Annotated in this window: 22 protein-coding genes and 2 pseudogenes; 12 read left to right on the top strand and 12 right to left on the bottom strand. The window is 68.7% G+C overall.

Annotated features, from left to right (window positions below; translation table 11 throughout):
• Positions 1-18 precede the first annotated feature (18 nt).
• On the bottom strand, positions 19-858 hold the full coding sequence (locus tag OG470_RS20930) for an NAD(P)H-binding protein (protein WP_328414701.1): 840 nt from the start codon (positions 856-858) through the stop codon (positions 19-21).
• Between the two features lie 72 nt (positions 859-930).
• On the opposite strand from OG470_RS20930, the gene OG470_RS20925 reads away from it, so the two are divergent.
• Positions 931-1869 (top strand): AraC family transcriptional regulator, encoded by a 939-nt coding sequence (locus OG470_RS20925; protein WP_328414700.1) that lies wholly within the window; start codon positions 931-933, stop codon positions 1867-1869.
• Positions 1870-2376: 507 nt separating this feature from the next.
• Here the strand turns inward: OG470_RS20925 and OG470_RS20920 are convergent.
• Positions 2377-2967 carry an NADPH-dependent FMN reductase gene (locus OG470_RS20920; protein ID WP_328414698.1) on the bottom strand — a complete coding sequence of 197 codons (591 nt, stop codon included), beginning with the start codon at positions 2965-2967 and terminating at the stop codon, positions 2377-2379.
• A gap of 721 nt (positions 2968-3688) precedes the next feature.
• Here OG470_RS20920 and OG470_RS20915 point away from each other — a divergent pair.
• The gene (locus tag OG470_RS20915) at positions 3689-3955 is read left to right on the top strand and encodes a hypothetical protein (RefSeq protein WP_328414695.1); all 267 of its coding nucleotides are present in this window, start codon (positions 3689-3691) and stop codon (positions 3953-3955) included.
• A 137-nt stretch (positions 3956-4092) separates the two neighbouring features.
• Here the strand turns inward: OG470_RS20915 and OG470_RS20910 are convergent, their stop codons facing one another.
• The gene (locus tag OG470_RS20910; RefSeq protein ID WP_328414693.1) at positions 4093-4476 is read right to left on the bottom strand and encodes a VOC family protein; all 384 of its coding nucleotides are present in this window, start codon (positions 4474-4476) and stop codon (positions 4093-4095) included.
• 197 nt (positions 4477-4673) lie between these two features.
• Between OG470_RS20910 and OG470_RS20905 the strand changes: the two genes are divergently transcribed.
• The 4 genes from OG470_RS20905 (at position 4674) to OG470_RS20890 (ending at position 7661) form a co-directional block, all read left to right on the top strand.
• Positions 4674-5273 carry a SigE family RNA polymerase sigma factor gene (locus tag OG470_RS20905; RefSeq protein WP_328414692.1) on the top strand — a complete coding sequence of 200 codons (600 nt, stop codon included), beginning with the start codon at positions 4674-4676 and terminating at the stop codon, positions 5271-5273.
• A 158-nt stretch (positions 5274-5431) separates the two neighbouring features.
• Positions 5432-6025 carry a hypothetical protein gene (locus OG470_RS20900; RefSeq protein WP_328414689.1) on the top strand — a complete coding sequence of 198 codons (594 nt, stop codon included), beginning with the start codon at positions 5432-5434 and terminating at the stop codon, positions 6023-6025.
• A gap of 285 nt (positions 6026-6310) precedes the next feature.
• Entirely contained in the window at positions 6311-6631 is a 321-nt protein-coding gene (locus OG470_RS20895; RefSeq protein WP_328414687.1) for a hypothetical protein, read from the top strand.
• 367 nt (positions 6632-6998) lie between these two features.
• Positions 6999-7661 carry a hypothetical protein gene (locus OG470_RS20890; RefSeq protein ID WP_328414685.1) on the top strand — a complete coding sequence of 221 codons (663 nt, stop codon included), beginning with the start codon at positions 6999-7001 and terminating at the stop codon, positions 7659-7661.
• Positions 7662-7990: 329 nt separating this feature from the next.
• On the opposite strand, the gene OG470_RS20885 is transcribed toward OG470_RS20890, so the two are convergent.
• From OG470_RS20885 to OG470_RS20875, 3 genes are all read right to left on the bottom strand, one after another.
• Positions 7991-8362 (bottom strand): VOC family protein, encoded by a 372-nt coding sequence (locus OG470_RS20885; protein ID WP_442931202.1) that lies wholly within the window; start codon positions 8360-8362, stop codon positions 7991-7993.
• Positions 8363-8574: 212 nt separating this feature from the next.
• On the bottom strand, positions 8575-8994 hold the full coding sequence (locus OG470_RS20880) for a hypothetical protein (RefSeq protein WP_328414683.1): 420 nt from the start codon (positions 8992-8994) through the stop codon (positions 8575-8577).
• Positions 8991-9560: a PadR family transcriptional regulator gene (locus OG470_RS20875; RefSeq protein ID WP_328414681.1), complete on the bottom strand. Its 570-nt coding sequence runs from the start codon at positions 9558-9560 to the stop codon at positions 8991-8993. The genes OG470_RS20880 and OG470_RS20875 overlap by 4 nt, the downstream gene beginning before the upstream one ends.
• A 288-nt stretch (positions 9561-9848) precedes the next feature.
• Between OG470_RS20875 and OG470_RS20870 the strand changes: the two are divergent.
• Together OG470_RS20870 and OG470_RS20865 are read left to right on the top strand one after the other, a co-directional pair.
• Positions 9849-10674 (top strand): annotated as a pseudogene (locus OG470_RS20870) (VOC family protein).
• Between the two features lie 74 nt (positions 10675-10748).
• On the top strand, positions 10749-11516 hold the full coding sequence (locus OG470_RS20865) for a VOC family protein (RefSeq protein WP_328414679.1): 768 nt from the start codon (positions 10749-10751) through the stop codon (positions 11514-11516).
• Here the strand turns inward: OG470_RS20865 and OG470_RS20860 are convergent.
• Positions 11464-11729, bottom strand: a pseudogene (locus OG470_RS20860) (hypothetical protein); the annotation flags it as partial. The gene OG470_RS20865 and the pseudogene OG470_RS20860 sit on opposite strands and share 53 nt — an antisense overlap.
• 439 nt (positions 11730-12168) lie before the next feature.
• Between OG470_RS20860 and OG470_RS20855 the strand changes: the two are divergent.
• The gene (locus OG470_RS20855; RefSeq protein ID WP_328414678.1) at positions 12169-13269 is read left to right on the top strand and encodes a threonine aldolase family protein; all 1101 of its coding nucleotides are present in this window, start codon (positions 12169-12171) and stop codon (positions 13267-13269) included.
• 153 nt (positions 13270-13422) lie between these two features.
• On the opposite strand, the gene OG470_RS20850 is transcribed toward OG470_RS20855, so the two are convergent.
• Positions 13423-14598: an RNA-guided endonuclease InsQ/TnpB family protein gene (locus OG470_RS20850; protein WP_328414676.1), complete on the bottom strand. Its 1176-nt coding sequence runs from the start codon at positions 14596-14598 to the stop codon at positions 13423-13425.
• A gap of 23 nt (positions 14599-14621) precedes the next feature.
• Between OG470_RS20850 and tnpA the strand changes: the two genes are divergently transcribed.
• The 3 genes from tnpA (at position 14622) to OG470_RS20835 (ending at position 16783) form a co-directional block, all read left to right on the top strand.
• A complete protein-coding gene (gene tnpA / locus OG470_RS20845) occupies positions 14622-15053 on the top strand; it encodes an IS200/IS605 family transposase (protein WP_328414674.1) in 432 nt (143 codons plus the stop codon).
• A 504-nt stretch (positions 15054-15557) separates the two neighbouring features.
• Positions 15558-15854, top strand: coding sequence for a pilin (locus tag OG470_RS20840; protein ID WP_328414672.1), 297 nt, complete (start codon positions 15558-15560; stop codon positions 15852-15854).
• An 11-nt stretch (positions 15855-15865) separates the two neighbouring features.
• Positions 15866-16783 (top strand): hypothetical protein, encoded by a 918-nt coding sequence (locus OG470_RS20835; protein WP_328414670.1) that lies wholly within the window; start codon positions 15866-15868, stop codon positions 16781-16783.
• A 223-nt stretch (positions 16784-17006) separates the two neighbouring features.
• On the opposite strand, the gene OG470_RS20830 is transcribed toward OG470_RS20835, so the two are convergent.
• The 4 genes from OG470_RS20830 to OG470_RS20815 are packed head-to-tail and all read right to left on the bottom strand — an operon-like array spanning position 17007 to position 20247.
• A complete protein-coding gene (locus OG470_RS20830) occupies positions 17007-18248 on the bottom strand; it encodes a trans-sulfuration enzyme family protein (RefSeq protein WP_328414668.1) in 1242 nt (413 codons plus the stop codon).
• Entirely contained in the window at positions 18245-18910 is a 666-nt protein-coding gene (locus OG470_RS20825) for an FMN-binding negative transcriptional regulator (RefSeq protein WP_328414666.1), read from the bottom strand. The genes OG470_RS20830 and OG470_RS20825 overlap by 4 nt, the downstream gene beginning before the upstream one ends.
• Position 18911: 1 nt before the next feature.
• Positions 18912-19649, bottom strand: coding sequence for a B3/B4 domain-containing protein (locus OG470_RS20820; RefSeq protein ID WP_328414664.1), 738 nt, complete (start codon positions 19647-19649; stop codon positions 18912-18914).
• Positions 19642-20247, bottom strand: a complete 606-nt coding sequence (locus OG470_RS20815; RefSeq protein WP_328414662.1) for a helix-turn-helix domain-containing protein — start codon at positions 20245-20247, stop codon at positions 19642-19644. The genes OG470_RS20820 and OG470_RS20815 overlap by 8 nt, the downstream gene beginning before the upstream one ends.
• Between the last annotated feature and the right edge of the window lie 30 nt (positions 20248-20277).

Below are 20277 nucleotides of genomic sequence, written 5' to 3'. Positions count from 1 at the left end.
TGCGAGTCTCATGGTGTCCTATTCCTTGTCCCAGATGCCGGTGGCGGCGGTGTCGGTGGCGTAGTCGGCGAAGTCCCGGGGCTGCCGGCCCAGGGCGCGCTGAACCCCGTCGCCCAGATGGGCGTTGCGCCCGTCCAGCACGGTCGTGAACAGGTACATCAGCAGCTCGACGACCCCCTGCGGAACCCCGTCGGCGGTGAGCGCGTCCGCGTAGTCCGCAGAGGATACCTGGACGAATTCGATCCGCTGGCCCGTCGCTGTGGAGATCTCGGCGATCGCCTGGGCGAAGGTGAGCAGCCGGGGTCCGGTCAGCTCGTAGACCTGCCCCGCGTGCCCGTCCTCCGTCAGCGCCGCCACGGCCACCTCGGCGATGTCGTCGGCGTCCACAAATGGCTCGGGCACGTTCCCGACCGGGAGGACGACCTCGCCGCCCAGCACCGGCTCCAGCAGATAGTCCTCGCTGAAGTTCTGGCTGAACCAACTGGACCGCAGGATCGTCCACTCGACCCCGGCCGACTGGATGAGCTTCTCGCTCGCCTGGGCCTCGTCCTCACCGCGACCGGACAGCAGTACCAGCCGGGAGACGCCCGACGCCACCGCTAGCTCGGTGAACGCGCCGACCGTCTCGGGTGCGCCCGGCACGGCCAGGTCCGGGTAGTAGGACACGTACACCGTGCCGACGCCCTGCAGCACCGGCGCCCAGGTCGCCCGGTCCGCCCAGTCGAACGGCTGCCCTGCGGAGCGGGAACCGACCCGAACGGGCACTCCGCTCTCCTGCAACCGCTCCACGATGCGGCGGCCGGTCTTGCCGGTTCCGCCGAGGACCAGGATCGTCTGCTGCTCTCGTTCGTTCGTCATATCGATCATTGAAGTGCAGCGGCGTGAGACTTTACATAGCCATAGCGCGCAGCTTTGTGTTTAATCGTCTACGTGGACGCAGTTGCCGGTCTTCTCGACGGACCCCGAGCCCAAGGAGCTTTCCTGCTTCGCTCGGTCCTGACCCCGCCCTGGTCGATGCGGATCGAGGACCAGGCGCCGCTCACCCTGGTGGCCATGGTCCGGGGCGATGCCTGCGTCGTTCCCGAGGAGAGTTCGGCTGTCCGGCTCAGTCCTGGCGATGTGGCGATCATTCGCGGCCCCGGCCCGTACACCGTCGCCGACGAGCCGGCCACGCCGCCGCAGGTCGTCATTCATCCGGGACAGCTCTGCACCACCCCAGACGGGCAGGAGGTGCCCGAGATGATGGAGCTGGGCGTACGCACCTGGGGCAACAGCCCGGACGGCCCAACAATGCTGCTCACCGGCACCTACACCATGCAGGGCGAGGTCAGCCAGCGGCTCCTGAGCGCACTGCCGCCACTGCTGCTCGTCCCGGGCGACTCCTGGGACTCCCCACTGGTCCCGCTGCTGGCCACCGAGATCGTTAAGGACGACCCCGGTCAGGAAGCGGTCCTCGACCGGCTGCTCGACCTGCTGCTCATCGCCGCGCTACGCGAGTGGTTCGCCCGACCCTCGGCCAAAGCCCCCGCCTGGTACAGGGCGCACAGCGATCCCGTCGTCGGCCGGGCCCTGCAGATGCTCCACAACAACCCGGCCGAGCCCTGGACCGTGGCGTCACTGGCCGCCAAGACCGGGGTCTCCCGGGCGGCGCTGGCCCGCCGGTTCACCGCGCTAGTCGGCGAACCGCCCATGTCATACCTCACCGAGTGGCGGCTGGCCCTGGCCGCCGACCTGCTCCGCGAGCCGGACGCCACCGTCGGCGCGGTCGCCCGGCAGGTCGGCTACGGCAGCTCCTTCGCCCTGAGCACCGCCTTCAAACGCATCCGCGGCGTCAGCCCCCGGGAACACCGCCTGGCCGCCCGAACGTAGCGGGCCATCGGCATCGAGGCGGCGATGCCCAACGACACGGCCTCGAACTACATCAAGGCGCTTGCGGAGTACGTCGAGAACCAGAAGCGTCCAGGTCCGTGACGGCGTTCCTCCCGGCCGTAAATGGCCGGGGTTCCCGCCTTATTCACTGCTGAACCACGTCCGTCTCCTCCAGGCGCATCAAGAGACATCCATCAACGCTTGCTTCTGCGCCGGTGGCTGACCGGCACCGCGTCCAGGTCACGACGTCTTGGAGCCAGTCGAACAGCACCAGTGCGTCCGCCCGCCACAGTGCCAGCTGGACCCTCGGGAGGTGTTCATCCATGCCGGCAGCGGCGTACAGGTCGACTCGTCCATGGCGACGGTCTTGCTGCCTCCTGGCTGCTTTCGCACAGCCAATCGTGCAGGGTTGTGGCATCCGGTTCAGCTCACCGGTTCGGCGACGGCACGGACCGCCGCAGGGCCGCCACGACCGAGGGATCCGGCCGTCGGCAGCGCCACGCTCGGCTACGTACCGGACTGGGCCGTCGCCATCGTCGTGCCAGCCCGCAGGGTTGCCAACACACCGCTCCAGGCCGCCAACTGGTCGAGCATCGTGTTCACCGCATCCACCTGATGAGGGCCGGGCTTGAAGACGCTGAAGTTCTCGAAGTCGGTGAAGAGCGAGAGTGCCACCTGTGCCCGTACGTCCGCCATCTGCAACTCGGCCACCACCAGGCGCAGGTGCTCCACTGCACGGGTGCCGCCGACGCTGCCGTAGCTGACGAACCCGGCGGCCTTGTTGTTCCACTCGGCGTAGATGAAGTCGATCGCGTTCTTCAGCGCCCCGGATGTGGAGTGGTTGTACTCCGGTGTCACGAAGACGTACCCGTCGAAGGAGGCGACCTTTTCGGCCCATCGCAGGGTGTGTGGCTGGGTGTACTGGCCCATTGACGGGGGTGTCATCTCGTCGAGGTGTGGCAGGTTGAAGTCCTTGAGGTCGACGAGTTCGTACTCGGCGTCGCCACGCTTGGTGGCGATGTCGTGCACCCAGCGGGCCACCGCCTCCCCGTTACGACCGGGACGGGTGCTGCCGATGATGATGCCGATTCTGGTCATTGTCGCCCTTTCCTTCTATCCCGACACGCTCGGGAGCCGTTGGCGGTTACCCCATCTGCATGGCTTCTAACGGACACAAGGCGATCCGATCGCGGCCGGCAGCAGCAGCCCGGAGGGAACCTGCCGTCCCGTCTGCCCTCGACCCGCCCTCCTGGGGAGCGGGCCGCCGCCCGGCCCGTCACGTCAAGCGGACCTTGACGCCCGTACGGACGCTGGCGGGTCGGGCGGTGGTCTGCTCGGCTTGCCCGGGTCGATGGCAAGCGGGATGGCCTACCGCAACCACCCACGGACCGCGACCCGCCGGCGGAGCCCCCGGCCATCCTGGAGCCGGAGCGCCCCCGCCGGAGGCGCCCTAACCGCAACCCTGCGACCGCCGCCAGCTCGCCGACGCGGCCGGCGTGCGCTTCCCTACGCCGTGCGGGATGCTGGCCGCGCGGCTCGGCCGGCTGCCGGCCCAGCACACCACCCGTCAACTGTCTCTCGTTCTGCGGCGGCCCTCTGGGCTCCCCGCTCTCCGCGCCAGCCGCCGGGCGTCAGGTATGACGGCCGCAGAGCGCCAGCGGCAGCAGCGGGAGCGTTTCGTCGGACGTCGATCGAGCGATCAGACCAGCGGGTCGCATGGGAACGGACGGACCATGCCTTCTTCGCTGCCGGAGCGTGTCACATCCTCGCCTGGGTCTGCCGGGATTCCTATCCAGACCGGCCCATCGAAATAACCGCGGTGCGCTTCCCGGGCGAGCGGCACGTCTTCCACACCTACGCGGCCTGGGATGGCTGGGCGTTCGACCACTCGGGCTGGAATCCCGAGCCGCAACTACTGGCGGTCAACACAGACTTCGAAGGCCATCCGCTAGAACGCATCAAGATCACAGACAGCCTCGCTGAGTTCTGCGAGAAGCACCACCACCGCATGCCGAACCAGTACTGGCATGACCCGCTCCCCCGTGCTCACGACTACGTCGGCCGATACATCCCGCCCTGGGCGTAGCCCCTTACCCGGGCACTCACACCGGCGAAGCACATCTGTCGAGCTGGCTTAGCTACGCACGGTGATGGCCGCATCGGCCGCCTACGCGCTCGATCCGCGGCAGATCCGGATGCCGGAATGCGGCACTGATCATGGCATCAAGCGACGCAGAACTCGTTGCCCTCGGGGTCATGCATGACGACGTGCCCGAGGACGTCGCCGTACCACTCCTCGCGGACCACCGTCGCGCCGGCGGCAACCAGCTCGGGCACTTTCTGCCGGATCAGTCGGGCGCGCTCGGCCATGTCCCAGGGGCCTGGACCGGCCACCCGGATATCGATATGCATACGGTTCTTGGCGGACTTGCCCTCGGGCACCTTGAGGAAACCAATGGCAGGGCCCCGGCCATCCAGGTCGACGATGGACGCGTTGTCGGGCTCGTCGAAACCGGATTCCTTGACATAGCCGAGGGCCAGCGCCCAGAAAGCAGCGATCCGCTGGGGATCGTCGGCATCGCATCCCAAGGTCCAAAAAGTCGCCACGGCGCCAACGTACGCGAGCTACGACACGCTGTCATCGACATGACCATGCACCATGGCCAGCATCATGGGCGCCCGGACAGCGGCATGATCGGTCGCTTGACCTTGCTTGGCGTCATCGATGCGCGTATGGCCCTGCCGGGCGCCGCTTGGGATTGACCTGATCCGTTGACAACGTTCAGTGATGCTGCTGCGTGGTGATGAGTGTGAGCATGTATAGCGAGCCGTCTGCCGCTGGCTCCGTACCCGTGGCGCCCACGGTGGTTGATGAGCTTGGGGGTGCCCCCGTCCGCGTCAGGCCAGGGGGCACGCGTGATCAGGAGTTCGTCTCGTTCGTGGTCGCGTCCGGTCGATATTTGTTACGCACTGCTGTGCTGCTGTGTGGTGACCCGGTCCGTGCGGAGGAGTTGGTCCAGGCCACCTACGAGCGCATGTATCGATCCTGGCGACGCGTGGCGCGCGACGGCGACCCGCAGGCGTACGCGCGTCGGGTGCTGGTCAACCTGCGGGTGGATGGGTGGCGGCGCACGCGTCGCGAGGTCGTCGTCGACCCGGGCGCGCTGCCCGAACAGGCCGGGCCTGACAACACGGGTGCCGTCGTCGCCCGCAACGCCGTGGTCCAGGCTCTGGCCCGGCTGCCGCTGGCGCAGCGGCGGGTCGTGGTGCTGCGACACCTGCTCGACCTCACCGAGACCGAGGTTGCCCACGAGCTGGGGATCTCGGTCGGCACGGTTAAGTCCCACCACGCGCGCGGGATCGCCCGGCTGCGCGAGATCTTCGCGGAAGGGGATCTGCGATGAGCGTCCAGCTTCACGATGATGACGTTCTCGCCCGGCTGCGGGCGGGCGCCCCGGGCTACCCGGATGCCGGTCCCGACGCTGGGCGTACCCTCGCCGCCGCACGGCGAGCAATGCGCCGCAGCCGGCGCCGGCGGGCGCTTGGCAGCGTCGCCGCGGTCGTGGCCGCGGTCGTCGGACTCACGGCGGCAGGCCCAATCGAGCTGCCCGGCGGCGGCAGGTTCGTCATGCCTGGCGGGTACGACGTCCATTCGCTCATCAACCAGGGTGAGCCGCCGGTGTTCCCGCGCCAAAGGCAGCTTGACGACGTCGCGGACCTGGAACGTCAGGTTCTGCCGGTGGCAGACGACTGGGGGCTCACCCTGTACATCGACGAGAAAGCGGCGTGGGGTCGTCCGGCGTGCCGCGTGTTCACCTGGTCGCACGGAGCGTTCCGGGACCGCGACTCGAGTTGCGCGAATCCCGACGACCCCGAGCTGCCGTTCGACGCTGAGAGCGAGGCTGCGTTCACGCGGGTGTCCGACGCGATCGAGCACTCTGGCGTGAATGTGCACCGGATTGAGAAGGGCGGCTGGGGCCCCGGCACGTCGTTCCACCTCCGCGACAGCTCCTGGAGGTGGAACTGGTACTACTCCTACGTTCCCGGCACCCCGGCCGACGCACCAGAAGAGGTGCGGACGGAGACAGGACTCGGCGTCAGGCTGCAGGTCCACGTCAGCGGTGACTGGTGGTTCACCGTGGAGCCCGACGACTGACATGGCGACGTAGGCCGGCGGCCGTTGCGTCCATGGCCATCCGACAGAACGCGCAGTCAGACTGCGCGTTCTGTCAATCGTGCATGACGCCCTGGCCCGCAAGATCAGGCGCACTCATCTCGGCAGATCAGGATGCCGAGCGGTAGCGGCCGCCGTCACGCTCCGCCATGTGCGGATCGCGGCAGTTGAGGACGCGAGGGCCCATTTGCGAGGGGCCGTGGGAGGAGCCGATCGCCTCGTGCGACAGGGGACTCGACGTGGCAGGGTCGCTCTACGATGGCCCGCATGCTGCCGATCGAGGATGATGCACTGCTGGGCATCCGGCGGAGCGCAGTGTACCGAACCGCCGTCTGGTTGGCTCGCGTGGCCAACCTTGTGCTGCTTCCGGTGGTTGTCTGGGGCATCGTCTCCGTAGCGCAGATTGCGCCCACGCTGCCGCAACCGGTCTTCATGGGGGCCTGGGCAGTCGGCTGCGTGACACTCGTGCCCGCCATGGTGCTGTTCTACCGCTCCGGCTTCCCCTTCGAGCGCAGGGGCTTGACCTGGGTCACCGACGAGCGTGTTGGCAACGCGATCCTTAGGGATGTCTTTTGGCTCCGCCGCTGACGAGCAGTGGTTCTCGCCAAAGCCGTACCCGCGACGGAGAGGCAGGCAACGGCTCATCGGCACGACCGCGCGCCGGCTTGACCCGGTTGTCGTGACGCTGGATAGCGCGCGGTCGGCGGCAGAAGCGGATACCTTCGCCGATTTCAGATCTTGCGTTCGGCTCCTGCGCTGCCACGCCGCCGACAGGCAGGCCTCGGCCTCGGCCTCGAGGATCCGGTAGGCCGCCCCGAAGATCGCAGGTCGATGCGATTCCCAGTGGGTCTCCGCCAACGTGCCGGTCAGCTCCACTCCCGAACTCCTGCACGCTCGGATCAGTGCCTTCCACGCTTTGGTATACACATGCGACGCTTCGTGGAAGGGAACCGCCGTGGGTTACGAGACCACGTTCACCGGCCAGGTGACGATCACTCCTCCGCTGAACCAGCACGAGATCGACTACCTGCTGGCGTTCGCCGAGACCAGGCACGAACCGCGGTCCACCGGCCCCTACGCCCTCGGCTACGGCGACGAGATCGAGGACGCCAGGGATCCAGACCCGCGCAAGCCCGGGTACTGGTGCAAGTGGGCGCCGACCGCCGACGGCACCGCGATCGCCTGGAACGAGAACGAGAAGTTCTACGATGCCGAATTCTGGATGGGGTACCTGGTGCACACGTTCCTGAAGCAGGACGCCACCGTCGCGCGCGAGCGGGTCGACCCGGTGCCCGGCCGGGTGTATCCGCCCGCGCTGGACAGGTTCACCTTCGGCCACGTCGTCGACGGCGTCATCGAGGCCGAGGGCGAGTGGCCCGACGACCGCTGGCGTATCGAGGTGCGCGCCAACGCCGTCTACGTGGTCCGGCTGCTGACCGAACCGGACCACGCCGAGTACCCCCGCACCCACCGCGACGACTGGACCGACGAGCAGCGGGCCGACTTCGCCGCGCGGACCCGGCACAATTTCGTGTACCTGGTGCGGGACGGGCGGTTGCACGAGGTGGGCCCGGCGGACGGGACGTCGTTCGACCCGATCCCGGCCGACGTGGACTGAGCGCGGGCCCGGGGCGTCCGCGTTGGCAGGGCAGGGTTGCGTCGGCTGGTCAACGATGAACAGCTCGCCATGCTGCGGGTTCCGCAGAACCGCCGCCGATCGCTCGGTGAGGACCGCACTCGGATGATTCCCAGCCGCGCCAGCTGCTGTTGAAGACCGAGCGTCAGGGCGCCTCGAGGCCCAGCGCGCACGGTCGGCGGCAGATGTGCGCACCGGATCAAGCCGTGGGCTTACGAGACTGGCCGGCCTGGCAGTTGCTGGTCGGCCGGACGATCAAGTGGCCGCCGAAGGGAGCCACGCCGGTCCGGAGCACGAGCCAGCGCTGAGGCTCAGTTCACCGGCGGCGCCCAGGTGGGGCGCCTGATCAGGCAGAAGGGGTGGCCAGCGGGATCGGCGTACACGTGATCGCCGGGCAACCGCCGCGCGCCCAGCGCGAGCACTGCCTCACCCGCGGCATCCTGGTCGTCGACCATTACGTCAAGGTGCATCTGCTGCGGCACTGCCGGCTCCGGCCACGTCGGCGGCGTCAGGTCGGCGGCGCGCTGAAACGCCAGCCCGGACGCCGCCGTGCTGGCCGACACGACGACGAAGTCCTCGTCCGCGTAGGTGATCGGGTCGCCGAGGACCGCGCTCCAGAACCGCGCCTCGGCCATCGGATCCGGGCAGTCGACGACCAGATGGTGGAGCCGGCCGACAGGCAATGCCAACACCTCCTTCGTGGTCAGGCCCCGTGCCAGCACGTTGTATGGCCACTTCCGGCGCACGGGAAGGGTCGTGTCTGGACCGTGTTCGTTCATCGTCGCCTAGTGTGTGACGCCAGGAGGGGCTGCCACCGGGGCGGACAGCGGCAATTGAGGATGCATGGCCAGCAGGCGGCGCGCGTCATCCGGCGGGGCCTTCGGCGCCGCCGCGATCAGGTCCCGTCGCTGTTGGCTGCCAGGGAGCACAGGCCGGCGAGGATCAGCGCGTACGGCCCCCAAAAGTACCGCTCCCAGGCGCTTGAGGACGCGACATTCATCAGAACGCCAAGGAGCAAGAGTCCGAAAAGGACCCACGTGCCCCAGCGGGCCACGGTCTCGGGCATCCCGAGCAGTCCCATCCCGCCCCGACGGAGCACGACCAGCGCGGCGAACGTCCAGACGATGACCGCCACACCGCTTGCGACTCTCCACCCGGTGGGCAACGGGCCCACGTGGGTACCGCCCCATGCGGCTCGCCCCAGCGGCGCCCCCACAGCGAGGGCGAGCTGGAACAGCGCGATGCCGACCAACCCGACGGCGGCTGCCATCGGCGCACCCTTTACCAGAGTCCAGCCCATCGTTGTCGCGGTCATCCGGTGTTCTCCTGTCGCGAGGGATCGATGTCATCGAGCGCCGCGAGGCATTCCTGCGCCCAGGCGATCGCCGCGTGGGCACTGTGGCGGCCCGCTGAGATCGTGAGTTGCCAGAAGGGTGCGTCGTCGGCGTACTGCGGCTCTCCGGCAATTTGGACGGCCAGCTCGTCGAACTGGAGCAGCCGCTGTTGTGCCTCGGCCTCGGCCGCGGTGATGAGGGCACGGCACGCCGCAACACCCAGGGTGCGGCCGAAGAACAAACGCAGGAGCAGGCCGTTGCGGGCCGGCACTGCTTGGACCGGCTGGGCAAGCAGCTCGCGCAGGCGGCGGGTCCCCGACGGGGTGATGGCGAATGTTGACGAGCCTGCCTTGGCCGACCCGCTCCGCCTCACAAGCCCGTGGCGCTCCAGCTCGGCGAGCGCCGGGTAGATCTGCCCGAAGCTCTCGCTCCAGAAGTGCCCGAGAACATCGCGGATCGCTTCGCGCAGCGCGTAACCAGTCATCGGCTCGGTGCTCAGCGCCCCGAGGACGGCCATGTCGGTCTGACTCGAACGCGCCATCGTCATTGCCTCACACTCGGTTGAACTATCTGCCAGATATATCTACTAGAGATGTGGTGCCGCGTCAAGGTCACCGTCTGGAACGGGCTGGTCCTTGCCACCCACCTCACACAGCGAAAAAGCCCGCAGGCCCAGCAACAACTCGAAGTGAGGTGCACGCATCTCGGCACGACCGGGTGCGGGCTTGATGCAGTTGTGGTGACGCTGCGTAGCGCGCGGTCTGCGGCAGATCCGGACGACGGTCAGCTGACGATTCGCCCGATCCGCCCCGTACGACGCGCGAACGGTGCCACGATGCCGGCAGGGCGTGCCGGCGGTGGCCGCCCCCAGTCGAGAGGGGTCGACGTGAACAGCGTCCCGCCGGGCACGCCCTGCTGGGCCGACCTGGCCGCCCCGGGCCTCGCCGACGCGCGGCGCTTCTACCCGGAACTGTTCGGCTGGACCGGACGGGTGGCGCCGGAGCCCGAGGCGGGCGGCTTCACGGTCTTCCTCCTCGGTGGCAGGGCGGTGGCCGGGGCCGGCCCCCCCGGCCGTTCCCGAGCAGGTGCCGATCTGGTCGACGTACGTGGCGATCGACGACGCAGACCTGTTGGCCGGCCGGGTCGAGCGGGCCGGCGGGCAGGTGGTGGTGCCCCCGTTCGAGGTCTTCGACCGGGGGCGGATGGCGATCTTCGCCGACCCGGCCGGCGCGACGTTCAGCGTCTGGCAGACGATGGCGATGCCCGGCGCCGAGGTGTTCAACGTGCCCGGCGCGATGGCCTGGAACGAACTGGTCACCCCCGACCCGGTAGGCGCGAAGGTCTTCTACGAGCTGGTCTTCGGCTGGCACCCAGACGACCAGCCGATGGGAACGATCACCCGCACCAGCTGGCGGCTCGGCGCGCAGATCGTGGCGGGGATAGTGCCGCCGCTCGGCGACGACTTCCCGGCGGACTCGCCCGCCTACTGGTCGGTGTACTTCGCGGTGGTCGACGCGGAGCCGGCCGCCCGCGCCGGCGAGCTGGGCGGCACCATCCTGGTCCCGCCCCAGGACATTCCGGCCGGCCGCTACGCCGCCCTCCGCGACCCGCAGTGCGCCCTCTTCAACGTCATCGCCCTCGCCAGCCCCGGTGCCGGCTGACGGCCACCGGCTGTACGGCCCGCCCGCCATCCCGCCCAGAGCCGCCCACGAGCAGAGGAAGCCGAGCCGACGCCATGACGGACATTCCACCGGGGGCACCCGCCTGGGTCAACCTGGTCACCACCGACCTCGCCGGCGCGGCGCGCTTCTACGCGCCCCTGTTCGGCTGGGCCGTTGCCGAGGCAGACCGGCAACCCCCGGCTGACGGTCACCTCGTCTTCCATCAGCAGGGCAGACCGGTCGCCGGCGCCGGGCTGGGGACGGGCCCGCAACGGCCGCCCGCCTGGATGCCCTACCTGGCGACCGACGACGCCGGCGGGGCCGGCCGGCGGGTGACCGCCGCCGGCGGCCGGATCCTGACCGAGCCCTTCGACGTCCCCGGCTCCCGGCGGACGGCGCTCTTCGCCGACCCGGCCGGGGCACCGTTCGGGGTGTGGCAGTCGCTCGGCATGCCGGGGGCCGAGGTGTTCGACGTACCCGGCTCGCTGACCTGGGCCGAGCTGACCACGCGGGAGTCGGACCGGGCTAAGGAGTTCTACGGGTCGGTGTTCGGCTGGACGGCGGACGACCAACCGATGGGCCCGATCACCTACACCACCTGGCAGCTGGATGGCAGCCCCGTCGCCGGGATGATGCCCATGATCGGCGAAGACTGGGGTGACCTCCCGTCCCACTGGATGGTCTACTTCGCGGTCACCGACACCGACAGGGTCGTCGCCGAGTCGCTAGGGATGGGCGCGACCCTCGCCGTCCAGCCGACCGACCTCACGCGGGGCCGGTTCGCCGTGCTCACCGATCCACAGGGGGCGTTCTTCTCGATCCTCGGGACCACTCCGCCCTGACCGGGCGCGGCTCCGGCCGCACCGGCACCACCAGCGGCCCATGCTCGCCGTCCACCACCCGCACGCTTGCCCGGTAGTGCTCGGCGAGCAGCTTCTCGGTGAGCGCTTCCCGGGGGTGCCTGCGGCGACGCCCCGGCCGTCGGCGAGCAGCACCATCCGGTCGGCGTACTCGCCGGCGATGGAGAGGTCGTGCATCGTGGCGAGCAACCCCAGCCGACCGGCCTGCGGCTGCTCCGCTCACAACCCTTCCAACGACGTTGTCATGAACGTCTACGCACCCGACCAGCAATGATCGGCGGTTGAACCGCAACGTCCGGCGCCGGCCGGTTGCGGCCGGTGCCGGACAACCCGACCAACGCAAGCACTATCCCCGAGACGTCCGCTCATCGGCATGATGGGACGCCCAAGCCGGCTACCTTCGGCTACAGCCAGTGACGGGCCCCTTCAACGACCGGCGGGCGCGGTCGGCGGCAATCGAGTGCGCGACAGGTGCACCAGGTTCAGGGTTAGCTCCTCGCCGATGCGGGTCTCGGCCCGCTCCTCCAAACGCCGCGGCCTGCATCCCACGTGCCATACGAGAGGCGTGCATAGGATGCCGACCTGCCTCCGAATCCAGGTGGCCCGCTCCTGGCTGGCATGCAACGATCCGCCGATGTCGCACAACACGAGGCAACGTCGGCTTGCCGCGCTACGAGCCTGCGACCGGATTCTTTCCGGCGACCCGCCCACCACCATGAGGGAGCGGCTCGCAGACATGGACGCGGGCGGTGATCTCGATAATTGGCCCGACTACTACGGCGACGGTCCGGTGACCACGCTAGAAGAACGCGTGGCAGACCTACTGGGAACCGAAGCGGCCGTATTCTTCCCCACCGGCACGATGGCCCAGCAGGTCGCGCTGCGCCATGGCGCTGACCGCACAGGGAACCCGACGGTCGCTGTCCACCCGCTCGGGCACCTGGAAGTACACCAACGCCATGCCTATGCCCACCTCAGTGGCCTGAGCAGTACCTGGCCGACAACCGCGCCCCGCAACCCGACCGCCGACGAGATCACCGCGCTCGGCGAGCCCGTGAGCACCGTCGTCATCGAACTCCCACTGCGCGACGCCGGCTTCGTCCTTCCCTCCTGGGACGAACTCGCCGCCGTATCCGCCGCAGCTCGCGCCATCGGTGCACGCGTCCATTTCGACGGCGCTCGGATTTGGGAATCCACCACACACCTGGCGCATACCCTCAGCGAGATCGCGAACCTCGCCGACAGCACCTACGTGTCGTTCTACAAGACGATCGGCGGCATCAGCGGTGCGGCGCTCGCGGGCACCACGGAGCTCGCCTCCTACGCCCGCGTCTGGCGGCACCGCTATGGCGGCGAGGTGTTCCAGCAGTGGCCAGCCGCCCTGAGCGCACTCGCCGGTCTGAACAGGGAGTTGCCCCGCATCCCCGAATACGTACGGCACGCGCGGACAGTCGCTGCGGCACTCGCGGCGCTTCCCGGCGCGCGGGTGTATCCAGAACCTCCGCATACCCATCGATTCCGTCTCTGGCTGCCCCACCCGGCGCAGGCACTGAACGACGCTGCGCTGGCGCTCGCCGAGGAGGAGAAGCTGTGGTTCGTCGCCGGCTGGCAGGCAACGGCCGTACCGGGTATCGCGATGGCCGAGGTCACCGTCGCCGCGCCCGCGCTCGAGTGGACCACCGAGGACATCGCCGAGGTGGGTGAGCGCTTCCTCTGCCGCGCCGTCGACGATTGACGCACTCACCTCGGCAGATCCGAGAGTTAAGCGGTCAGCCGCGCAGAGGGCATCTGACACGCAGGGTCACCCACCCGCGCTGACCGTCAGATCCCTCGGACGTCAAACAGCTGCTCTGTCAACTACCCGCCCATGAATGGGCGGGCTTGCGGATCAACCCCGCTGCTGGGTGCAACGAGGTGCCGCGTGTGGGCGATTGACTGCTCCCCAGCCGTCCACACCGCGCTGGGCGATGTTGACGGCCGCATTCCGATCGGCGTGGGCAACGACCCCGCACGACCGGCAGATGAAGGTGGCCTGGTCGGGCCGGTTCCGCTTGTCCCAGTGACCACACTGCGCACACGTCTGCGAGGTATACGCCGGGTCGACCTGGACAAGAGCGACACCGGCCCGGCGAGCCTTGTAGGTCAGGAAAGAGCCGAGCTGGGCGAACGCCCACGAATGCACCGCGGCCCGTTGGGGCTTGCGCAACCGTACCCTCTGCCGGATCCCCGTCAACTGCTCGACGGCGACCCCGCGCGAGGTGCGTGCGGCCTCGGCCACGATGCTTTTCGAGATCACATGGTTGGTGTCGGTGGCATGCCGCGCTTCCTTGCGCTTGCGCCGGGCCAGCAGCCGCCGCGCGGACTTGGTGCCCTTGGCTTGCAGACGGGCGCGCAGTCGCAACTGCCGCCGCCGGTAGCGGTTCAGCTTCTCCCCGGCGTATACCCGCCCGTCGGAGTCGGTGGCGATGTTCACCACGCCGAGATCCACGCCAAGGAACCCCTGCGGGTCGACCGGATCAGCCTCGGCAACCTCGACAGTGGCGCACAGAAACCACGTGCCGTCGCGGCGCACGAGGTCGGATTCCCCGACCGACAACTCGGCCACGGCCTTGAGCTGCTCGGGTGAACCGGTGTAGGCGACACCCTTGCACCGTCCGTCGATCGTCCAGATCGACACGGTGCGCGAGTCGGACTGCCACGACAGCATCCTGGCGTCGTACGGCTGCGCGGCGTCCCACCGGAATCGGACCGGCGTCGCCTCGACCCGCCGCCGGCGCTGCGACCCTGGCTTGCCGTAGTTACCGGCCGTGATGTTGGCGTGCAGCGTGGTGTAGGCGTCGGCGACCTTCTTGATGACGTGCTGCGCGGCCTGCGCCCCGAGCCGGTAGTCGGTCCTGATGCCGTGGTATGCGTGCCGGCGCAGGTCGTAGTTGCGGTAGCAGTCGATGTCGCGGGCCATCCGCGCCACATCGGACGCCGCCTCGTTGCAGGCGCGCAGAGTCGCCGTCAGCGCGGACGCCTGCTCCGACGTCGGCAGCAGCTTCACCTGCACGATCAGCTTCACCAGCCCATCGTATCATTTGGTCCATGTCACCTCGATGGACTCCCGACCCAGACGTGCGCAGGGGTCGCAGCGTCGTCTACAATCTTCACGCGCACTTGGTCTTCACCACCAAGTACCGACGCGGCGCCCTCACCGATCCGATCCTCACCCGCTGCCAGCAGGTCATGGCCCAGGTGTGCGAAGACTTCGGCGCGCAGCTGCGCGAGTTCAACGGCGAAGACGACCACGTCCACCTGCTCGTGCACTACCCGCCAACCGTGGCTCTGTCGAAGTTGGTCAACTCGCTCAAGGGTGTCTCGGCCCGGTATCTCCGGCAGGAGTTCTCGTCTCACCTCAGTCGGTATCTGTGGGGCGGTCACCTATGGTCGCCGTCGTACTTCGCCGGCTCGTGCGGCGGTGCCCCACTAAGTGTGGTCGAGGAGTACGTCGAGAACCAGAAGCGTCCAGGTCCGTGACGGCGTTCCACCCGGCCGTAAACGGCCGGGATTCCCGCCTTATTCACTGCTGAAGGAATGGCTACCTGCTGCCCAGTTTCACTCCGAGCACTCTCCTGGCTCTGTTTTTGGGCTGCACGCCGATCCCTTACTGGTCTCGGCACAAGGCCGTCTCGTGTGAACGCCCGGGACGGCCTCTTGGCGTTTCGGTCCGCGCCAACCTTCCTGGTTCGCGCTCCCAGGGGGACTACGTGAGTCGCTGACCGGTCTTGTCAGGTCGTGACAGGCGCCAGGCGAGTTCGATCGGCCTGACAGCCGAGATCTGGGCAGTGCATGTCATCCACGGCATGCCCGCCCGGTGGGGACCGCCCATCCGGCGAGGCCACTGGTCCGGCACGGCTGGCGCGGCGTACTGACACCGCAACCCCTCGCCCAACGCAAGGGAGGAGCGCCCCCACCGGCCCAGTCGGAGCCTCGCCTTGGTCCCCACCGCGGCGGCCCGCAGATCTCCTGTGGAGCGTCGCAATGCACACAACTCTGTCGGTTCTGTCCGACCTCGCTGCCGCCGCGCCGCAGCCACTGGCGGCTCCAAAATCCATCAACGACGTCATCTCCTCCATCACCGCCTGGATCATGGGCATCATCGCGCTGGTCGCGACAATGTTCCTGGTCATCGGCGGCCTGCGCTACATGGCCGCCGGCGGCGACCCGGCCCAGGTCGAGCAGGCGAAGGGCAACCTCAAGTCCGCGTTGATCGGCTACGCGTTGGCGGTCCTCTCCCCCGTGATCCTGCAGGTGCTGCAGGGCATCATCGGCGGCTGAGGACATCCGTCATGGTCAACTGGATGATGGATGGCCTGGTGGAGTGGCTCGCCGATCGGCTGCAAGACCTGCTCGGCGGGCTGCTTGCCTATCTGACGTCGTCGTTGTTCCTGTCGCCGGACGTCACCGTGTTGCCGCAGGTGCAGACCATCGCCGCGAAGAGTGCGCTGGTCGTCAACGCCTGCTACGTCCTCGCGCTGGTGACCGCCGGCATCGTGACGATGACCAGCAGTTCGGTCGAGATGCGATACGGCGTCAAGGAACTCGTGCCGCGCCTCGTTGTCGGGTTCATCCTGTCGAACTTTGCGGTCCCACTCTGCGCCGTGCTCATCGATGTGGCCAACGCGTTGACGGTGGCCATGGTCGGCACTGCGGCTCCGACCATGCAAGCGGTCACGGTGGTCCGCACCCACGTGGCCTCCGCCCTCCGCGATCCGGCCAACGCGCTCCTCGCCGTGATCATCGGGCTGCTGATCGTCGGACTGATGTTCGCCCTCGTCACCGGTTGGGTCGTACGTGTTGCGGTGCTGGTCATCCTGGCGGGGCTCGCCCCGGTCGCGCTGGCCTGCTATTGCCTGCCCTGGACGCAACCCACTGCCGAACTGTGGTGGCGCAGCCTGCTGGGCTGCCTCGGCACGGCCGTGCTGCAGGCCATTGCGTTCTCCACCGGCATCCAACTGCTCACCGACCCGGACGCGAGCATTCCGGTCCTGATCGGCCTGCCGGGTTCGGACGTGTTGAACCTGCTGCTGGTCGCGATGGTGTTGTGGATGACGGTCAAGATCCCCGGGATGATGGGCCGCTACGCGACGGGCAAGGGGTCGCCGAAGATCGGCGGGGTTCTGCTGCGGGCGGTGGTCATCCAGGGCGTCACCCGCCGTCTACCGATCGGCGGGTTCGGACGTACCGCCTTACGAGGTGGGCGATGACGATCGAGGACAGCGTCCCGCGTGCCGTTGTTCCGACGGGCGTTTCATACTGCCTCTCCGTAGTTGCTTTTTGGATTCGTCGCGCGGTTGGCGCGGCGTGACCGGCTGACGAAGGTTTCAACGAGCGTAGGGATCTGCAGCATTCGGCGTGGGCAGCCGCACGTACGCACGGCGGGCCGTGCGGCTGCCTCAGCCGGATGCCCGACGCAGTGTTCTGGGTGGGTCAGCGGCTGGTCGCTGGTGGGCCGTAGACGGTGGTGAGTGCGGCGTCGAGGTCGGCGATGAGGTCGTGGGCTGATTCGAGGCCGACGGCGAGGCGGATGAGGCCGTGCTCGCGGAATTGTGCTGCGAAGGCAGCTGCTCTGGCCTCGGGGTATTGCTCGTAGGCGATGAGTGTTTCGTCGTGACCGAGCGACACCGCGGAGGTGATGAGTCGCAGGTCGTTGACGAATCGCACTCGGTCTTCGTGGTTGCCGGCGATGGCGAAGGAGACGACTCCGCCGTAGCCGCCGTTGAGCTGGGCGGCTGCGCGGGCGTGCTGCGGGTCGCCGGGCAGCCCGGGGTAGGCGACGTACGCAATCCGGGGATCTTGGGCGAGGAAGGTGGCGATGGCCAGGGCGTTGTCGCAGTGCCGTTGCAGGCGCAGGGGGAGGGTGACCGAGCCTCGCATGATGAGCCAGGCGTTGAACGGGGTGATGGCGCCGCCGATGTGGTGCATCGCCCCGGTCTTGATCTCGTCGATGAGGTCGCGGTTGCCGATGACCGCGCCGCCCATCGCGTCGCCGTGACCGTTGATGTATTTCGTCAGGGAGTGGATGACGAGGTCCGCGCCGTGGTCGAGGGGCCGCAGCATCGGCGGTGGTGTGAAGGTCGAGTCGACGGTCAGCCGTGCTCCGCTGGTGTGGGCGATGTGTGCCAGTGCGGCGATGTCGGCGACGCGCAGGTCCGGGTTGGCGATGGCCTCGGTGTGGATGAGCCGGGTGTTGTCGCGTACGGCCGCGCGTGCGGCGTCGAGGTCGGTGATGTCGACGAAGTCGACGTCGATACCGAGCTTGGCGGGCAGCAGGGTACCGAACAGGCCGAAGACGCGCCCGTAGACGACGTCGGAGACGATCGCGTGATCGCCGGGGTTGAGCAGGGTGAAGAACGCGGCGTGCAGGGCGGCCATGCCGGTAGCGAAGACCGCGGCTGCCTCACCGTGTTCGATCGCGGCCAGCTTCGCTTGCAGGCCGAGCTGGTTGGCGCCCGACTCTCGGGTGTAGACCAGGGTGTCGGGGTCGGTGTCGTCGAGGTCGGTCGGGTCGTGTGGGAGCTGGTAGGAGTTCGCCATCACGATCGGGGTGCGGATCGCGCCGGTCGTCGGGTCGGGGCGGTTGCCGCCGTGCACGGCCCACGAATCGTTGTCCAGCGTCGCGTACTCATGCTTGTCCGGGCGCACGGCCGGTGCGAGGTCCGAGTTGTTCATGACCGGTCCCGGTGGTCCTGCCAGTCGCCGATCGCGGCCAGACGGCGGCGTTGCTGGACGGCGGCACCGGCGTCGAGGCCGTGGCCGCGCTGTTGCAGGTGATCGGTGACGCGTTCGCGGTGCTCGACAGGCTTGTGGTCGTCGTACTTGAACTTCGCGTCGACGCGTACGACCGCGAGCCGCAGGCCGCGGATGCCGGGCAGCATCCGCCCGTAGGGTTGCGCGTCGACGGCGGCGGTGCCGTGGCGGCCTTCGGGTTGGAAGTCGGCCAGCTGGGTGGCGAGGATCTGCGCCTTGCCCTGCGGGTCGTCGATGATCGTGGGGCGGCACACGAACTGTACCGTGGCGTAGTAGCTGGTCGGCACGCCATCCTCGTCGGCGTCGCCGGGCTTGGTGCGCCAGTAGGTGGGGATGTAGGCGTAGTCGCCGATCACCGCCAGGCGCACCTCGGCGGCGGCTTCCAGGTGCGGCCAGACCGGGTTCGGGCGGGCCAGGTGGATCAGCAGTTCGTCGCTGCGGGCGGTGAAGTGGGTGGGCACCATGATCGGTGCCTGGGCGGGGTCGAGGTTGTTGACCGCGAGTACCCCGAACCGGTCGGTGGCGGACAGCCAGTCGTGCCACTCGGCCGGGTCGAGGGCGGAATCCCAGGGCTGGATGAACATTTCAGGCTCCTTCAACGGACGCCGTGTGAGCGGTGATGAGACGGCGGGCGGTGTGGACGTCAGGTCCCAGCCGCATCAGGTGGGTGGTCAGGTCGTCGGCGGCGGTGTGCAGGGCGTGCTCGGTGAGCGGGTCGAGCGCGTCGAGGATGAACAATGCCGTCGTGGTGTCGTCGCGCAGCTGGGTGCGGCGGGCTTGGCGCCAGTTCCAGCGGCGGCAGGTCACCCCTGTGTCGTCGCACCACACGACCTCGCCGGGCTCGGGATGCTCGATCACGGTGGCGCCGTCGGCGACGGTGTCGAACGGCTCCGTACCGGCCGCGCGGACCAGCCGCGGCGCGCCGGTGTAGCGGGCCAGGTCCTCTCCGCCGAGCGGGAGCTGGTGCAGCACCGAGACCGCGTTGTAGATGTCGGTGAGCCGGTTCACCCGCGGCAGCCCGGCATCCACGCGGCGCATCAACGCCTCCAGGCTGTTGCGGGTGCGCTGCGGTTTGGCGCCGAACGCCCGGTACGCCTCCCGCCAGGCCGCCACGTGCGCCAGCTGTTCCACCGGCCCGTCCCTCAACGAGTCACGGGCCGCATTCTCTGCCGCTTGCAGTAGCGTGTCGCTGGCCTGGTCACTGGCTCCCGGGACAAGCCCGTCGACCGCCAGCAGCATGACACGGTAATCCGGTCGCAGCCCGAATACCGCGGTGTCGACCTCGCCCCCGACGAGGAACTGTTCAAGGCCGATGTCAGGCATCATGCGTCTCCGATCGTGGGATTGTTCCGACGCCCGGCTCGAACACCGCCAGGCAGAACCGTGCCGGCAGCGCGGTCTCGTTGGTGTAGGAGTGCGCGACGTCGCCGCCGAACGCGAGGGCGTCCCGGGCGTCGAGGGTGTACGACTGCCCGGCCACCACGACCGTGACCGTGCCGTTGTGCACCAGCAGCAGTTCCTTGGTCCCCGTTGTGTGGGCCTCGCTGATGTGCCGGTCGCCTGGTTCCAAGGTCCAGTCCCACAGCTCGACCACATCCGGCGGCTGCGTGCCGGCCACCAGCACGCCGCGTCCACCGAAGTCGCCGCTCCACAACACGGCCCCGTCGCCGCTGCGGGTGACCTTCACCGGCCGGGGCTGGGGTGGCTCGACCAGGGCGGGCAGGCCGACACCGAGCGCGTCGCTGATCCTCAGCAGCGTCCCCACGCTCGGGTTCGCGCTGCCTTGCTCGACATTGACCACCATTCGGCGGCTGACCCCGGCCGCTTCCGCCAGCCGATCCAGGGTCCAGCCCCGTGCCTGACGTTCCCGCTTGACCCGAAGCCCGATCGCCAGCGCGAGCGCGGCGGTACTCTCATCCACCCGTGCAGTATAGTGCACTAGTGGTGCAGT

This window comes from Micromonospora sp. NBC_00389, from assembly GCF_036059255.1.
Classification (GTDB): domain Bacteria; phylum Actinomycetota; class Actinomycetes; order Mycobacteriales; family Micromonosporaceae; genus Micromonospora.
This window is presented reverse-complemented; position numbering and strand designations above follow the sequence as displayed.

Excerpts from the sequence above, each read along its gene's own strand:
- OG470_RS20930 (WP_328414701.1), bottom strand. The coding sequence starts at position 858 with ATGACGAACGAACGAGAGCAGCAGACGATCCTGGTCCTCGGCGGAACC.
- OG470_RS20920 (WP_328414698.1), bottom strand. The coding sequence starts at position 2,967 with ATGACCAGAATCGGCATCATCATCGGCAGCACCCGTCCCGGTCGTAAC.
- OG470_RS20905 (WP_328414692.1), top strand. The coding sequence starts at position 4,674 with ATGAGTGTGAGCATGTATAGCGAGCCGTCTGCCGCTGGCTCCGTACCC.
- OG470_RS20895 (WP_328414687.1), top strand. The coding sequence starts at position 6,311 with ATGCTGCCGATCGAGGATGATGCACTGCTGGGCATCCGGCGGAGCGCA.
- OG470_RS20880 (WP_328414683.1), bottom strand. The coding sequence starts at position 8,994 with ATGACCGCGACAACGATGGGCTGGACTCTGGTAAAGGGTGCGCCGATG.
- OG470_RS20875 (WP_328414681.1), bottom strand. The coding sequence starts at position 9,560 with ATGACGATGGCGCGTTCGAGTCAGACCGACATGGCCGTCCTCGGGGCG.
- OG470_RS20865 (WP_328414679.1), top strand. The coding sequence starts at position 10,749 with ATGACGGACATTCCACCGGGGGCACCCGCCTGGGTCAACCTGGTCACC.
- OG470_RS20855 (WP_328414678.1), top strand. The coding sequence starts at position 12,169 with ATGTCGCACAACACGAGGCAACGTCGGCTTGCCGCGCTACGAGCCTGC.
- tnpA (WP_328414674.1), top strand. The coding sequence starts at position 14,622 with ATGTCACCTCGATGGACTCCCGACCCAGACGTGCGCAGGGGTCGCAGC.
- OG470_RS20840 (WP_328414672.1), top strand. The coding sequence starts at position 15,558 with ATGCACACAACTCTGTCGGTTCTGTCCGACCTCGCTGCCGCCGCGCCG.
- OG470_RS20835 (WP_328414670.1), top strand. The coding sequence starts at position 15,866 with ATGGTCAACTGGATGATGGATGGCCTGGTGGAGTGGCTCGCCGATCGG.
- OG470_RS20830 (WP_328414668.1), bottom strand. The coding sequence starts at position 18,248 with ATGAACAACTCGGACCTCGCACCGGCCGTGCGCCCGGACAAGCATGAG.
- OG470_RS20825 (WP_328414666.1), bottom strand. The coding sequence starts at position 18,910 with ATGTTCATCCAGCCCTGGGATTCCGCCCTCGACCCGGCCGAGTGGCAC.
- OG470_RS20820 (WP_328414664.1), bottom strand. The coding sequence starts at position 19,649 with ATGCCTGACATCGGCCTTGAACAGTTCCTCGTCGGGGGCGAGGTCGAC.